Here is an 18,990-nt window from a genome sequence, read left to right as displayed (position 1 = left end):
TCTTTTCTCAAAAATTTTAATTTCTATATATCTTCTATAAAATATATAATATAATTTTTTAATTTAATAACTATTAAACATTCTTAGATAAAAAATATTTAAATATACCTTTAAATAATTTATATATTACTTTAATATTTTTATACAAAATAAATATTAAAAATAATTCCTTAATTATAGCTTATATATACATATAATATGATTATTAATTTTTAATTAATAATGAACTTATAGTCAAATAATTAACAAAAATATTACGTTAGCATGTAAGACTATTAAATAATATTTTTTAATTATTAATGTTAACAGTTTATTACAATTATTATTAGAGCATGAAAATAATTTATTAAAGAGCAATATTTGTTCCATGATATAAATAAAATAATAAAAATATTACTGATTAATTAAATTTTTTTTAATATTTTTATAAAAATTACTTTTATTATAATTTTTAGCTCTATTATGTTTTACTAATTAATATAAGTATAGTTATTATTGTATCTTAATAAATAATTTCTATTTTCATAAGAGTAATACAATATATATTTATTTCTTAAATAGAATTTATTTTAAAATACTAAATAATTTATTACAATAACAAAATATATTAAAAATTAAGATTTATTTAATGATAAAGATATAATATCTTAAAAAGATTTTTTAATATATAAAATATTTTACTTCAGTTATATAATAATATATTTTAATTAAAATAATTGTTAACATATATTTCTCTTGCTGATTAACTTTATATTATTATTGATAATAAATAAAAAAAATAATTAATTTGGTTGAAATTCAATAAAAGAATTTTTAAATATTTGATAAATAGAATTATTTGGTGGTTTAGGATATTTGGTCATTTTTGCTGCTGCTATTGCTGCTTGACAAAGAACAGGAGAGCCTCCTTCAGAAACAATACTTAATAACATACCATTTGATGCAAGTTTAATACGTAGATTACATATCTTTCCATTAAAGATTGGATCAGTATGAAAATTACTTGTAATTGCCATTTGAATCTGTTTAGCATATTTTATGATATCAGAGTTCAAAGTTACATTATTTTTACTATTATATTTATCTGTTATTTTATTATTTATATCTTTATCAATATATTTATTATTTAATAATTGATCGAATAAACTATTAATTAGTTGTGTTTGTTTGACATTATTAATAATCTGTTTTTTATTATTAGTAGCTGTTTGTTTGACATTATTAATAATCTGTTTTTTATTATTAGTAGCTGTTTGTTTGACATTATTAATAATCTGTTTTTTATTATTAGTAGCTGTTTGTTTGACATTATTAATAATCTGCTTTTTATTATTAGTAGCTGTTTGTTTGACATTATTAATAATCTGCTTTTCTTCTTTTATTATTTTTTTGAATGGTAAATATTTTTCATTTTTTTTTATATATAATATTGTTTTATTTTTTTCTTGTTTGTTCATATATTGTGTTTCTATTTGATAGTTTTTATCAATAAAATATTGTCTTTGTTTATTATGAAGTTGAATATTATTATCATAATTTATTATAACTTCATTACTTTCATATCTATTATCATAACTTAGTTTTGAATCTTGAATCCTTGAGTACATGCTGAATAAAGATATAAGAATAATATGCAATAAAATTGAAATAATGAATGCATATTTTAGATAATTCTTATATTTAGATGCCTGTACCATGATGTATCTTCCAATATTTAATATACTCAGGCCGCGGGTTTAAAGTTAATCAAGTAATTAAGTTTTATTTATATTACATTATTAATGAGCTAGCTTTATCTACAAATATAGTAAGGCATATAAAATATATATTTAACTATTTTATTAAGTATTTCAAACAGGATGTGTCATTAAGCCGACAGATATTACGCCTGCCAAATGTAAAATATTAATGGCTTTAATAATGTTATCGTAAGATACTTGTTTATCGCCTCCAATCAAAAATACTGTTTTTGGATGTACTTTAAGATAAGATTGTATTATTTGAATTACACGATCTTCTGGAATGTGTGCTATACGATTTTGCTCAATAATAATAGTATATTTTTTTTTTTCATATACTTCAACAATAACTGTAGGATTAAGATTATTCCAAAGTTTTGTTGTATTCTTACTATCAGGTAAATTAACTTTAATATTTTGAGTGATAATAGGAGTAGTAGCGATAAAAATAAGTATAAGAACTAATAATATATCTAGTAAAGGTACTATATTAATCTCATTTTGTATCTTACGACGATCAATGGATCTCATAATACTACCTTTTTATTATTTAGATTCTTTAGTAAAAGTTTGACGATACAAAATAACAATAAATTCTTCTATAAAATTATTATAATTTTGTTCAAGTATATTGATATAATGATTAAGATAGTTATAAGCAATAACCGCTGGAATTGCAGTGAATAGACCAATAGCTGTTGTAATTAATGCTTCTGCAATACCAGGTGCAACCATCTGAAGAGTGGTTTGTTTTACAATTCCTAAGCTCGTAAAGGCATGTATAATACCCGAAATGGTACCTAAAAGTCCAATATAAGGACTAATAGAACCAATTATACCTAAGAATGGAATATATCTTTCTAAATTTGCAATTTCATGATTTAATGAAATACGCATGATGCGGTTTATATTTTTTATTGTATTACTATTCGTTTGATTACTTATACGATGTAAACGTAGATACTCTTTAAATCCAGAATTAAATATTTGTTCAGAGCCAATAAGAGCATTACAACATATTTTATTTTCTTGATAGATACGTGATAACTCAATTCCTGACCAAAATTTTTTTTCAAAAGCTACTGCACTATTCTTAGCTGTATATACATTTCTAGCGCAACATATAATAATAGTCCAAGACAAAATAGACAAACAAATCAGAATAAATATAATTAATTTGACCAATAAACTAGCTTGTAAAAATATTTTTAGTATGTTTATATTAGTCATGATTTGTACTCCAAACATAAGCAATATTTTTTATTGTACTTTAATCTGTAGACTAAAATAAATAAAATTATTTTAGTGTACAGATTATACTATAACTACATAGTTGATATTTTTATATTAAAATTATTATTTTTATCAAAATAAATATGACCATTAATTAATAAAATAAATACATAAAATATTAATACTATACATAGTATATTTATATGTTTTGACGGGATATATGGTTATTATATAATAATAAATATTTACTTTAATAAAAAATAAATATCATTCTTTATAAGAAGAAATTATATATACCTTACTTAATATAAGTTATGTTATTATATATAATGTTTATATTTATTTAAAATGATTAAAATAAAAAATTATTATTAATACAATCTATCAATTAAATCATATATATTTTTAATAAAAATTTTATACATCATCTACAATGATAGAAAATTGATAATAATACTTTAAATTATATACGTATCCATTAATTCAAAAATAATTTATTTATTTATATAAATATATTGTAATATCAGATATTTATAAGTTATGAAAATAATAATGTACATATTAAAAAATTAATACAATCAATAATATTGATTATAAATAAATAGCTTTTTTATTATTATATATATGAATAATATAATATATTATAATTAAATTAATAAAGTAATTCTACTGCAATAAAATGCATTTATTAAAAAATAAATTTTTTATTTTTCACTAATTTACTAAATTAGAAAAAAATAATTTAAGATATCATTATTATAAAATCTTATTAATTAACGTTATAAATACATCATATTTTTTATCTGTAATAATTATTACATGTAAATAATTTTAAATTATTTTTTATATTAATGAAGAACGAAAAAATTGATTAAAAGAATTTAATGCATATTATATTTAATAATTTTTTATTTAATAGAAATATAATATTTTAGTATTTTATTACAAGATACATAAATATTTTTTTAAAAAATTATTATTAATTATTATATAATATAATTAACTTACTTAAGTTATATCATTTAAAATGACATTATTTTTTAAAAAAATTATTTTTATAATAATAATTGTATTGAATCTATTATAAATATATTATTCTATAATGCTATTGTTATTTTTCTTTACTACAAGATCGAATATTAGTTAAAACATATCTAATACCTTTCTTATCAATAATACGTATTCCTTTAGCAGAGATTTTTAAAGTTATAAAACGTTTTTCATCTTCAATCCAAAAGCGATGTAAATGTAAATTAGGTAAAAAACGACGCTTAGTTGCGTTCATTGCGTGGGAAACGTTATTACCAGTAACTGGACGCTTTCCCGTTACTTGACATATTTTAGACATATTAACTACTCCAAAAAAATAAATTAGCTAAAATTAACAAAAAGTTATTTTCTTAAATTATAAAATAATATAAGTATACACTATCATACAAATTAATATTTTAAATAAGTATAAGTTTCGTAAATGTTATATTAAAAATATATAATTTTTATTATAGTATATTATCTTAGGTATAATGATGCAATAATTAAATAGTAAAGATTATCAAATATAATAATAATTATTATATGTTTGTAGAATATAAATTAAATAATGTATTTATAAATAAAGTTTATTTTATCTTATATTTATATATTAATAGTATTTAAAATTAATGATATTTGTAATGTTAATTTATATATACTTTGTATATTTATATACAGTTTTATTGTTATTACAAGTAATATATTAAAATATTTAACAAACTAATAAAAAATTAGAAAAAATTTACACTAAAAATAATAAAAATTATTTTTAGTACATTATTTATTTATTATAAGTATATATCTAATATTCTAAATAATATATTTATATTGCTAATTATTTAATTTACTAAAATTTAATAAATTACTATATTTATATTATATATTTTATGTAGTTATATTATATATTATAATATTTAAAGCTCATATCAACAATATCTATTACATAAAAAAATAACAATTATTTATATTGTTTAAATATTCTTATATTATATTTTTTATAATTCTTGATAGAGAAATATTGACTTTTTTAAGAAATTATTGATAATCAATAATAATAATGATTAAATATATTATAATAAATTCATAACACTATCATAAATTAATAAATATGTCTTTATTTATAATAATATATTATAGACAATGATTTATTATACATAACACATAATGCAGTTATTAAATATAACTTGTTATATTAGATATAATATTGAGTAATACTAATTTATATAAGATTAAGTCTGAAATTAATATAATATTGTATTATTTCAGTAAATATTTGATATATTATAAATATACTAGTTACAGAGACGCAAAAAATGATCCGAAGTATGACCGCCTATACTCACTATGATATACAAGGCAGCTGGGGTAATGCATCTTGGGAAATTCGTTCTGTAAACCAGCGCTATCTTGAAATATATATTCGTCTACCAGAATCATTCCGTAGCTTGGAGTCTATAATACGTGAAAAATTACGCATACATTTAACGCGTGGGAAAATAGAATGTTCTTTACATTGTGAAATAAATTCTAGCATACATAGCTCTATTATTTTGAATAAAATACTAGCAAAACAATTAATTGAAGCTGCTAATTGGATAAAAATACAGAGTGATGAAGGTGAGATTAATCCACTAGAAATTCTAGGTTGGCCTCATGTAATATCATCTAAACAACAAGATTTAAATTTTATTAGTAATGACTTAATAAATGCATTAGAACTTGTTATTAATAATTTTATTATAGCACGTGAACGTGAAGGTAGCGCGCTGCAACTAATCATAGAACAAAAATTAAATGCTATCTCAATAGAAATTGCTAAAATAAAACAATTAATGCCTGAGATACTACAATGGCAACGCGAACGTTTACTAGGAAAGTTAAAAGAAGCACAAATTAGTTTAGAAAATAACCGTTTAGAACAAGAAATAATTTTTATAGCACAACGTCTTGATATTTCTGAAGAATTAGATCGTTTAGCAACACATATTAAAGAAACGTATGCTATTCTACAAAAACAAGAAGCTATTGGTAGACGTCTAGATTTTATGATGCAAGAATTTAATCGTGAATCAAATACATTAGCATCTAAATCTATTAACGCAGATATTACTACATCTGCCATAGAGATAAAAGTATTAATTGAGCAAATACGAGAACAAATTCAAAATATTGAGTAATATTTTATTATATATAGAATATTACTAAATATTAAATATTTTTTAGTAAAATAGATAATATATTTCTTACATATAATTATATTACAACACAGATAACATCACTTATAATATTTTATTAAAAATAATGGTACTAAATAAATTTCAATATACTATTAAAATATAACAATGATATATAGTTATAATTAATGAAAAATATATTATTTTTAATAATTACATCACCGAATTATATGATATATTTTTATAATTATTTAAACTGTAAAAAAATAATTTTGAAAATTATCTTAAATTTGAGATTAAAAATATTTCATTTTTATAGTACATAAAGAATAATTGTTATATTCTTTATTTATGTTAAATTTTTTACTAAAAATTTTATGAAATATATTTATAATACTTTAATGATTATCAATCTATTTATACTATTTTAAAGAATGTAAATCAATGTATTTTACATATATACAAACAATAAAGTATTATCTAATTAATTTTATAAAATAATCTATAGAATATAGAGATAAATAATATCAATATATACGATATTTTATAAAATTTATATTTATTAAATAATCATATAACAATTAAAACTTATTATTTTAAGATAGTTCTTAATATTAGATATATTGTTATATTACAATAATTTTTAATACAATTATTGTATTTATTGATTATATATAACAAATTTTGTATTAAATCTTCTTACTAATATTAATGATAATCTTAATTTTGTTTTTTATAATGTATACCTAATATACTGATGTTAATTAAAATATTATGCTTTTTATATTTATTGATTCAAGCATAATGAATATGTATAAATATTTTTTAATAAAATTATTATAGTGTCTATTTTTTAATAAAATAGAATTTATATTACAATATATAATATATTTTGGTTATTCTGTGTTGCATCATATAATATAAAAAATATTTAATAGATTAAAAATAAAATAACAAGTTATTTCTACTCATGAAAGTAATCACTGATACAGTCTTTTTTAAAAATGATTATATGATTTTTGAAAAATATTTTTATAATATATATATTAAGCTAAAATATTGAACAATAATTATAACAACTTGTAATATTATTACATATATAATAATATATAAGACAAAATATAATAAAAAATATCTTTATATAAATGTACTATATATATAGTTTATTAAAAACATTAATCATTGTTAATGATAATATAAATATTTTAATACTAGTAAAACTTTTATATAACTATTATATATTTTTTTTTAAAAACTTAACAAGTATACTCATTTTAGTAATTAAATATCTTTTTGAATAAAAGTTATGTTTAAAGTTAACATTTTCACGTATTACTATATTTATATTTTTAAATAATCCAATATTATATATTACGTGAATTTAGAAATAAGCTAGATAAGTAATGAAATAAATATTATTGTTATATGTTGGAGTATTTATTACTAATATCCAAAAATGCTTTATTTGTTTTTAGAATATTATAGATATTCTTATGTAATATTTCAGTTATAAATCATGCTTAATTTAAAAAAAATTAACTAAAAATAGTTATGACTTGTATTAAGTAAGTAACTTATAATGTATATTTTTTTATTTTAAAATTTTATTAAAGAAAATAGATCACTGAATTATTTATATGAAATGTATTTACTATCATATTTTTAATAATTATATATATCTTGTATTCTAATAAAAGACATAATTAGCATAATTAATAATATCTATATTTCATAGATTATAGATAATCTAATATTCAAGATAATACTTTAGAGATTACCTTAGCTATAAATTATTAATAATAAAAGTAATAAAATATATCTTTACGTTCTAATAGCTCTTTATTATCTAAAAACGTATTTATTTAGTATATTATTTTATCTATATTTTCATTAAACTATCAAATTTAAATATATAAATTTAAAATTGATATTCATTGTAAATAAAAAATAAAATATTAAGCAATATTCTTAAGAAAAATTATTTTAATTTTTTTATGTTGGTAGGCTATTCAAGTATTATTTCATAATAACAATTATTATTACTAATAACATTACAATTATACATATTTCTATTTAATATTTGTTATTCTTATAATTATGTATTGAGCGCAATATTTTATAACTAAATTTTTAAATAACTAATTGTTTATCTATTATTAGTTAGAGTATAATAGGAAAATTAATTTTTTTAAACATAAATAAATATTTTATATATTTTAGCATACAATATTTTTAAAAACATTAAATAATTAATTAATTATTCATGGTAACAATATTAATAAAGTAACCAATAATCATTTTTATTGTATTTATAAAAAGTTAATATTTTTAGATATTTTTTAAATTATAATATATTATATACATAATAATATATTATGTATAATTATCTAAATGATTAGGAGAGCTTACATTTGATCATATTATTTTTTAAAAAATTTTATAAAAAATAATTTTGCTATTATTTTCTTTAAAAACATATATATAAAAATATAATTATTTATTAAAATATAAATTATAATAACAGTATTTTGTATAAAGTTTTTAAAATTAATGATAAGACATATTACTAATATTTTTATAAAACTACTATCTTATTAATAATACTATTTAGTAAAAATAGTTATTTTATAAGAGATAATTTTATATATCATATATTAACTTAGTTAATTTTAAATATGTATATATTAATTTATTATTTATATGACACTAATTTCATATTGTTTGTAATTAATAAAAATACTAAATATACTGTATATATAATATTAATATATGTAATTTTTTATTTTAATAAGTTGTTAATGTTATTGTATGCTTGAGTCATACAAATTTTAAATTTGTTGATTGTTTAATTATTTATTGTAAATTAAGATATTATGTAAATATAATGTTAGTATTAAAATTATTTATTTTTAATATTATATATTTATAATAATATATTAGTTCTTTATAAAATATTTTTTCAATATATTAAATAAATAATATTATTTCATTTATAAACATAATTACGAAGTTTTATATTTTTATATAATTAATATATGTTAATTAATAATTTTTATACATCTTGCATGCTAAAATATATCTTATAAAGGTATTTATCTTACTTTTTAATATTCAATAGTCAAATATTTGAAATCTATTATGTATATTTTATTGAACCATTTATAACTTATTAATAAATATTATTTTATTAATTTATAGATTATTCAATAATATCATAAATATGATTATATTATTATTATACATAATATTATATAATTAAAGTTGATATCTTAAGATAACAATATAATATAGATTATATATAGAGTTGTTTTGTTTACTATGTATAATTTTTGATAACATCATATACCATAATACTTAATAGATAAATTAAAAAATTTTTATAATATAAATACACTCTAGAATTTTAAATATAAATAATAAAATGAATTCTTTTTTATAAAAAATGCAATAATTTATTATTAAACATAATATTAACTGTTATTAAAATACTTACAGTAATATTAGTAATATATATAAATACACAGCTGTATAATTATAGTATAATATATAATAATAAAATTTACTATTAATAAAATATTTAATATGTAAATAGTACTAAATTTTTGAGATCATAAGATTATGATAGTCAATAAATTATATTTTCTTTACAGAAAATAATATAATTACTATACTATAGTAATAACTTATTCATTAATATCATCTATTATTAAAAATAAATAATAAAGCTAAAATAATATAAGGTAATAATATTAATTATTAAACTATTTTTTTAACTTGTAAAGAATAAATGTTTATTTTTATTAAAGCAGATATTATATAAATTAATATTTATTTATATATGATATATATTTATTAATATTTAATAATAATTGTTTAAAGAATATCTTATAATTTATATATAATACATATTTTTATGTGTAGATTATGTTCATAAAAATAAAAAATTTTATAAAATAATTTAAAATTATATCTTAATAAAATTATAATTTTAATAAAAATATTTTTCATATTGCTGTATGTAATTGTTTTTTAATAATTATCATTTAAATGCTATAATACACTATTAATGAATAAGTTATTTTTATATAAAATATTTATATTATATATTCCATATATATCACATATATCTAAGAAGCAATATGTAATAAAGATTAATTAAATTATCTGAATCATCAGAATTATATATTCATAATCTTAGAAAGATACATTAATATCCGTTAATTTAAGAATGAAATACTTGTTTTTATAAAAATATAAAATAAAAATATGTCTATAATATTTATATTAATAATATATTAAATCATAGTATTACAATATAAAATATTATTAAAATAAATATTTATAACTTACTATTACAAATAAGATCATTGTGATCTTTAATCATTTTTTATAGTACTTAATTAATATTAATAAGTATTGATATTGTAAAAATAAAATTTATTTAATTTTGGATATATTTATATATTTGAATGCGTCTTTAACAAATATTATATTTTTTGATATATTTTATAAACTATTATATTAAGAATATTTTATGATACATATCATGTAAAAAAGTATAGAAAATTATTTTTAAAAATAAAAAATTTTTTTATAAAATTGATAAATGTATTAGTATAGTAATTTCAATATAATGCAAAAATAAATAATCTTTTATATAAATAAATTATAGCATACTCTATATTTTCTCAAAACAACACAACATATTTATTTTAATATTGATCAAGTATACTGTAAATCTGTGAAAAACTTTAATAGTAATATTATAAGAAATAATAAAATTTTATCAAATCATTGTATACTATTTAATAGTTTTTCTGCCGTTATTCATATTATAATAAAAAACCATTTTTAGTATATGTATACAAGATAATTTTATTAAAATAATATTTAATATTAAACATTAAATATACTATATAATTATTTTTTAAATATAATAATATCTTTAATGATATTTTATATTATATATTTATAAATAAGGATTAATATATAATATGATACGTGCTATTTTATTTATATTAACTAATCTAGCTATTATGTTAGTTTTTGGAGTAATATTAAATATTACTAGGATACAATCTAATAACTTTCAACATTTAATGTTAATAGCCTTACTATTTAGTGTTAGTGGTTCTATTATTTCTTTAGTACTATCTAAATGGATAGCAATGCATTCTGTCAATGGTAAAATCATAAAAAAACCATATAATGAAATTGAATATTGGTTAGTGAAAACGGTCTATTTACAATCTGAAAAAATAGGTATTAATAGACCACAAATAGCAATATATAACGCTTGTGATATAAATGCATTTACTACTGGTATGCAACGTAATAATGCATTAATAGCTGTTAGTACAGGTCTGTTAAGAAATATGAATCATAATGAAATTGAAGCAGTTTTAGCACATGAAATAAATCACATTGCTAATGGTGATATGGTAACTATGATCTTAATTCAAGGTATTGTTAATACTTTTGTTATTTTTATCTCTTATGTAATTTTACAATGCATATCATTTTTTTTATTGAAGAATAATTATAAAAATAAAAACAATCGCAATAATTCAATAATTTATTTTATTATATCAATAGTATTGGAAATGGTATTTGCCATAATAGCAAGTATTATAACTATGTGGTTCTCTCGTTATCGAGAATTTCGCGCTGATGCTGGTGCTGTAAATTTAGTAGGTCGTAAAAAAATGATTGCTGCATTGCAGCGTCTAAAAATTAGTTATACTCCAGAAATCAGAGGTTATATGACAACATTTTTTATTAATGGTTGTAACAAATATTTTAGTAAGTTATTTAGCTCACATCCATCATTAGATGAAAGAATAAAAGCACTACAGACTGCAAAATATATTAAGTAATTGAGTATATTATAGTAATAACAATATTTTTAATTGATTATAAATATTACATGTAAAATAAAAAATTGTAATATAATATAAAATATATTTATATACATTTATTCAAAATATTATCATTTTTATGATGTTATTTTTTTGCTAAAAATTATATTGTAATTATTAGTAATAATTTATATTGCTAATAAAATAATTTATAATTAATACTATGTATATAAATTTATTGATATATCTCTTAAAAAAGATTTTAAAGAAATGCATATACAAGATATATAGTAGCTTAGAATTATTAAGTAGTTATTTTTTACTTAATTTGAATGCTTATTTATGTAAGTGTACTTTACATGTAAAATTTATGATATAGCTATATATGCTCATTATAAAATATTATAATGCTTGATAACATTTAAAATAGATTATTTAATTTATTTGAATAATATATAGTTATTATTTAGTCATTAATAACTAATAATATAAAGATAAATATACAATTATTATATAATAAAATATATAAAAGTATTTTTTACTAAAAAGTAAAATTAATATTAATTATTCAATAAATTATCTTTGTTAATTATTTTAATTTCGAAATAAATAAAGATAGAACTATATTAACATTAGCATCTATAAATATCTATCTATATGATAAATCATTAGATATTAACTAAAATAGTGTTTAATATTATGCAAGAATTATATAATATCTTTTATAAAAAAAGATTTATTATATATAATTTTTTAAAATATTTTTATTAACTAATAAAATATGTAATCAGTATGATTAGTAGCGTTAATAAATAATGTAATAAATATTAATGCATTCAATCTTAATAACTATTAATATAACAAATATTCTGTATAAGATACATTACATAATTGTATGTTATGCACTCAATATATACAATAATCAAATTAATTAATGAAAATATTATTAATATCATGAAATAATAAATATATAATTTAATTAGAAATATATTTATTATAAAAACATTATATATGTTTTATATAATTATTTAAATAATGAATTATTTTATAAAGATAGAACTCATACAAAAAATCTTAATAATGTAGATTACAAACTGACTTTCTTTATTAAATATTATGTATATATTTATTGAATTTTAGAGTAAACAAGATAATATATCTTTATGTGTAGATTATGTTTAATAAATAAAATTTTTTTATCAAAAAAATAATCATTTAAATTTATTATAAATAATATTTTATATAATCTAAAAATTAAAATTTTTCTTAAAATTATAAGAATATATTTTCTCATTATTAAAGTATTATTGATTACATTAATACATATCATTAATAATGATATGTATTAATGTAATAAAGTTAATAATAACAACAGATAATATATTAATTCTATTTCCTAAGTATTACTAAATTTATTTATTCTATCATTACAATAGATTTTAATTAATATGTTAATATAGTTTTTCTTGCTACTTTAGTAACCTAATAAAAATTTTATATTCTTTATTCCAAGAATTCATATTGTTGTATTATTTTTATAATGAGATTTTATGTCATTATAAAATATTTATGTTTATTTTTATACATTAGAGAAATGATCTGATATAATAAAAATATTTTATATGAATATTATATCAAAATACAAATATTATTATCAATAATTTTTTGTAGACATAAATATATATTTTATAAAAAAGATAAATTATTACAGATTTTAAGAAACAATTATTATAAATAATAAGATATAAATTATTAATATAAAGATATTAAAATTATGTGTTATAAATTACTTATTATTAATAATAAGTAATTTTATTAAGCGTAATATTAGTATTTTTGATATTATTGTTTGTTAATTTTTGGAATATAAATGATACATTCTAGAGAATAAAAATAATGTTTATATTGTATTAATGTCTTTACTATGTAGTAATAATTTTGCTCAAAATATAAAGTATTTTTATTATAAGTTATTCATTTAATGAAATGTCATCATAGTACTATGATTGCTTAATTATATTATTAATAATACTAATATTTTATAAAAAATAAATTATATTAATATCATTGCATATATCATAAATTTTGATAAAAATATGATATTAATAAAAAGTAGTAATAAATATTTATAATATCATTATAATATTTTTGATCTAAGAATTGCATTTGCTAACTTTGTTACATGCATTGAATATACACTGAGTTTTTTATTAGAATAAAATAATGGATTGCGCAATATTACTCTTATATAAAATGTAACATATAATAAAATTATTCATTCATGATGTTTTATATTTTTTTAATTAGTGAGATATTCAAAATATAGTAATGCTAATAAATAATAAAAAATTATCAACAACAATTATTGTATGTACTAGCTTAGTAATTACAGACATATATGTAATAGCTTGTAAATTAGATTGAATTATTTAACATGCATTAATGATAGATAATAATTATTATAAAATAATTTACAACAAAGGTACATTATTATCAATATAATGATATTGTATAATATAATAAAAAGAAATAATTAAATTACTTGTATAATTTTATACTTTTAATGTATTTAAATGATATTTATTATATATAATAAATATCAATAATATTAATATTATAGTTTTTATACCATAATTATTATTTACAATCAATTAATTTATATTTAATTACTTACTATTTTATATTTAATATCTATATTATAAATAGTTTTTATTGCATTTATAACTATTTTGATCACTATCTATAATATATACATATCATCATTCATAATTTCAAGAAAACTTATTAATAACAACTATAGTTTTTAGCTTTAATAATCAATTTATTTAAACCATAAGTAAAAAATGATTTTTTGTATATACTGATATTTTAATATATAAATTAATACTTAATTTTTTATATAAAATATACCATATTTATTTGTTCGTCGTTTATATGTAGTTTAAATATTCAACTACTTTAGTAATACTCTATATATTTTATAATAAAAAATTACAGTACTAAACTATCAAATTTAAAAAATCATTGATGTATATTATATAATAATATAAAATGATTAAATTAATTGATAATAACTAAAATAGTTTTTATTAATATATCTTACAATATGTTATCTTATATATCATTAAGATATATTAATAAATATTATATATCTATTGATTGATTATAATTCTATATCATTAAAAATTAATATTTTATTAAAATATTTGGATTTATTAGAATAAATTTCTTATTATTATAAGACTAAAAGATTAATAATTTACATTATAGCTAATATTCTTTTTTGCATACATTCTATAGAATGTATGCAAAAAAGAATAAATTAATATTTAAGATCATAAAAATGATGTACTACATATTATTTGACATTACTAATAAATAATTAAAAATATTTTTTTATTTTTTAGCAAAATGTTCGGTATAATTTTGGGATATTATTACTATAATATATATTATATAGTGTTATTTATATAAAATACAATAAATAATTTATTATTTTATATAAAATATAACATACATAATATTCATTTATAAGGTATCTATATGACAATTACTTTATTTAAAGAGTTTAAATTTGAAGCTGCACATCGTCTACCAAATGTTACAAAAAATCATAAATGTAGTCGTTTACACGGTCATTCTTTTTCAATTAGTATTGAAATTACTGGAGCAATTAATATACATACCGGATGGGTAATGGATTTTGCTGACATACAAAAAATATTTCAACCAATTTTAAAACGTCTTGATCACTACTATTTAAATGATATTCCTGGTTTAGAGAATCCAACTAGCGAAGTATTAGCACAATGGATATGGCGACATCTTAAGCCTCAATTAGCATCACTTAGTGCTATTTTAGTAAAAGAAACATGTACTTCTGGTTGTATTTATCGAGGATAATAAAGTATTATATGTTATATATTTATACTATTATATTGCATAATAAACATTATATATAATTTATTGATCTTTCATAAAAATGTTAAGTTTATATGCAAATTTTTATGCTATTTTTATTAAATAATAATTTAATTAAATAATTTTTATATATATCTAACCTTTAATTAATCTTATACATTAAGACTATTATTTAAATTATACTTATTTATATAAATTTTATTTTATAAATACAATAATTAATTTAAAAAATAATCCATACATTCTCTAATAACTAAACAATACTTACTAAGTAATTTTTAATCTTTTAGTTTTATTTCATTTTTTATATATATTAGCATAATAATTACTTATAAATATTTTATATCATATGTGATTAATATTTTTATAAAATTCATGATTAATATGGTAAAATTATTATCTTTATTAAGACAATTTTTATTAAAATAATTAATAAAACATTAAATGTTTTAGAAAAATAATATTTATTATAAATAAATATTTTTTACATATCTATTGATATATACTAATTTATTAAAATAGTAATATAACTAATTATTTAATAAATATAGATTATTTATCTTGTACATATCTAGCAATTAAGCTGTTTTGCTATGCTATATTAATATATATTTAATTCTATTAATAGAATGAAATTTTATAAGCATAAAATATTTAGAAAAGTAACTTTTTTCTCAAAAAATATTTAATTTATTTTATATAATAGGATTATACATATTAATAATAATTATTTTAATATTCTATATAATTAATATGTAAATTTATGTTTGATAAAAATATAATATCAAGTATCTTTTATTACTATCTAGTATGGTTACAAAATATAAAACTTAATTCATAATTAATTACATTTAATTTTTATTATCAATCTATAGAGATGATTGGTGTTACAATGGTAAAGAAATAATAATTTATATCATATATAATATATACTGAAAATAATTATTATTAAAAATTCATGAAATAATAGACTATATATGGCGATATAATAACTAAATAAATATATTAGATTTAATGTGGTTATATAAAATATATAAATATTTATATAAAATTGACACAATTATTGTTTATTGATATAAAATGTTCTTTTAAAGAATAACAAATAATTAACAATATAATACTATTTGTATTTAAAATAATATGTAATTTAGAATATATTAAATTATAAGATTTTTTTATTTAAAATAATGATAAATTATCTATTATACTAAACTTAAACATATATAATATAATACATATGCTTATATTAGTACATAATAAATTAACCATATACATAATTACTTTGTTAAATAAAATATTAAAAGTATTAATATACTTAGATAAAATACTAACTATTGTAAATAATAAATAAAATCTTTTAAAGAAAATAGTAGATATTTTAGAATGCTCAAATTATATATAATTAATTTAATTATACTGTATAATAGGTGGATCTTGTTATAAAAGATACTCATTAATATTGAGTAATTATATATTAGTGCATATATATTTAATATTATAATCAAATATCTTAAATTTTATATATTTATCTAATTTTAAGATATCATGATATTAATAATATTATATTATAAATAATTCTTATTATAAGAATAATATAATTTCATATTTTATATACAAAAGAAAAGTTAATTATTTAATGAATGTAATATCTTATGAATAACATTTTTTATTTTTTAAAAACATTATATTATGCATTGTGGTATCTTGTGTTATTGATAACATATAAATAAAAAAGATAAAACATTGTATATTAAGCATTATTATAGCTATATGAAATTATTACAAAATAATATTTTTTAGTTTTATTATATTTTATAAATATAATATATATATTACTTAATTTATAATAAGTATTAGTTAATTGTGATATATTAATGTGTAAAATAAAATATATATATATTATGATAATAAATATTATATATATCTAAAGTATAAAAATATATTTTACTACTATAGTAAAATATTAATATTAAATAATAATATAGTATATAATTAATAAGGTAAATATATTGTATTATTCATATATATTTATATATATAATATTTTATTATAAATATAGTATAATGTTACAATTAATTTTATCATAAAAAATGATAATATCAATATATTGCATAAACACTAAGAGTATAATAATACAAATATAAATTGTATTTAAGTCCTAATAAAGTAATATTTAGAATGAATTTAATTTAATAATAATTATATTGATAAGTATTACTGATAATGCATTATGTATGCATACATTATACTTATAAAGTAAAATAATTTAAATTATATTTATTTTATTAAAGAAATACTTATATAAAATTTTTATAATTATTATTTTATATATAAATATATATATTATTTTCTGAAAAATCAAATACATAAATTGAATTATTAATTAATAACATATCATAATTTATACAATATTTTTATATACATATAGTATTATAAGTTAATCTGAAATGCTAATATATTACTATATATAATTATTCTTCAAAAGAATAGAATATACAACTCAAAATTTATGTATATTCTTATTAAATATACACTGCTTAGTGTATTTGTTTTAATAATATAACCATAATTATTTATAATAAAATTATAAATATGTTATTTTAAGATCACGTATCTTTGTATATTATAAATAATTTATCAATAAATTATTAAGAATATATTTGTTAAATAAGATTACATAAATATAAGTTTATATAGATATATATTGAATTTATATGTCATCATAAATCATTAATTATTTAATAATAGTTACGATGATATTTTAGATTATATTTGAATAAAGAAAAGTATTTTAAATAAATAATATATAAAATATGAATATAGAATATATTATATAATATTAATCAATATGTTATTTAAAATATATCCTTAAAGATCTAAAAAATTTATATATAAAGATATTTATATAGCAAAGCATTATAATATGTTAGTTATTTGTTATAATAAATAATATTTATATGTTTACTATTATTTATATATATGTAATTTTTCTTAAAAATAGAATATTATATATATCTTTATATAATATAATTT

At 15.8% G+C, this 18,990-nt stretch carries 7 protein-coding genes; 3 read left to right on the top strand and 4 right to left on the bottom strand.

Annotated elements, in window-relative coordinates; all coding sequences use genetic code 11:
- Window positions 1–782: 782 nt before the first annotated feature.
- The 4 genes from tolA to rpmB all read right to left on the bottom strand — a co-directional run bounded on the left by tolA (window position 783) and on the right by rpmB (window position 4,320).
- Window positions 783–1,697: a cell envelope integrity protein TolA gene (tolA, locus tag GII40_RS01525; protein ID WP_226813101.1), complete on the bottom strand. Its 915-nt coding sequence runs from the start codon at window positions 1,695–1,697 to the stop codon at window positions 783–785.
- A gap of 153 nt (window positions 1,698–1,850) precedes the next feature.
- On the bottom strand, window positions 1,851–2,270 hold the full coding sequence (gene tolR, locus GII40_RS01520; protein WP_226813100.1) for a colicin uptake protein TolR: 420 nt from the start codon (window positions 2,268–2,270) through the stop codon (window positions 1,851–1,853).
- Between the two features lie 15 nt (window positions 2,271–2,285).
- Complete coding sequence (tolQ, locus tag GII40_RS01515) at window positions 2,286–2,969, bottom strand: protein TolQ (protein ID WP_226813099.1); 684 nt, start codon at window positions 2,967–2,969, stop codon at window positions 2,286–2,288.
- Between the two features lie 1,114 nt (window positions 2,970–4,083).
- Entirely contained in the window at window positions 4,084–4,320 is a 237-nt protein-coding gene (gene rpmB, locus GII40_RS01510; protein WP_226813098.1) for a 50S ribosomal protein L28, read from the bottom strand.
- Between the two features lie 997 nt (window positions 4,321–5,317).
- Here rpmB and GII40_RS01505 point away from each other — a divergent pair.
- The 3 genes from GII40_RS01505 (at window position 5,318) to queD (ending at window position 15,939) form a co-directional block, all read left to right on the top strand.
- Complete coding sequence (locus tag GII40_RS01505) at window positions 5,318–6,181, top strand: YicC/YloC family endoribonuclease (protein WP_226813097.1); 864 nt, start codon at window positions 5,318–5,320, stop codon at window positions 6,179–6,181.
- A gap of 4,991 nt (window positions 6,182–11,172) precedes the next feature.
- A complete protein-coding gene (gene htpX / locus GII40_RS01500) occupies window positions 11,173–12,054 on the top strand; it encodes a protease HtpX (RefSeq protein ID WP_226813096.1) in 882 nt (293 codons plus the stop codon).
- 3,525 nt (window positions 12,055–15,579) lie between these two features.
- Window positions 15,580–15,939 carry a 6-carboxytetrahydropterin synthase QueD gene (gene queD, locus GII40_RS01495; protein ID WP_226813095.1) on the top strand — a complete coding sequence of 120 codons (360 nt, stop codon included), beginning with the start codon at window positions 15,580–15,582 and terminating at the stop codon, window positions 15,937–15,939.
- The last annotated feature ends 3,051 nt before the right edge of the window (window positions 15,940–18,990 follow it).

This window comes from Candidatus Profftia lariciata (genome assembly GCF_020541265.1).
Taxonomy (GTDB): domain Bacteria; phylum Pseudomonadota; class Gammaproteobacteria; order Enterobacterales; family Enterobacteriaceae; genus Profftia; species Profftia lariciata.
Note: the sequence above shows the minus strand (reverse complement) of the source record. Positions and strands in the feature narration are given on the sequence as shown.

Coding starts and splice junctions, on each gene's coding strand:
- tolR (WP_226813100.1), bottom strand. CDS start 2,270: ATGAGATCCATTGATCGTCGTAAGATACAAAATGAGATTAATATAGTA.
- tolQ (WP_226813099.1), bottom strand. CDS start 2,969: ATGACTAATATAAACATACTAAAAATATTTTTACAAGCTAGTTTATTG.
- htpX (WP_226813096.1), top strand. CDS start 11,173: ATGATACGTGCTATTTTATTTATATTAACTAATCTAGCTATTATGTTA.
- queD (WP_226813095.1), top strand. CDS start 15,580: ATGACAATTACTTTATTTAAAGAGTTTAAATTTGAAGCTGCACATCGT.
- rpmB (WP_226813098.1), bottom strand. CDS start 4,320: ATGTCTAAAATATGTCAAGTAACGGGAAAGCGTCCAGTTACTGGTAAT.
- GII40_RS01505 (WP_226813097.1), top strand. CDS start 5,318: ATGATCCGAAGTATGACCGCCTATACTCACTATGATATACAAGGCAGC.
- tolA (WP_226813101.1), bottom strand. CDS start 1,697: ATGGTACAGGCATCTAAATATAAGAATTATCTAAAATATGCATTCATT.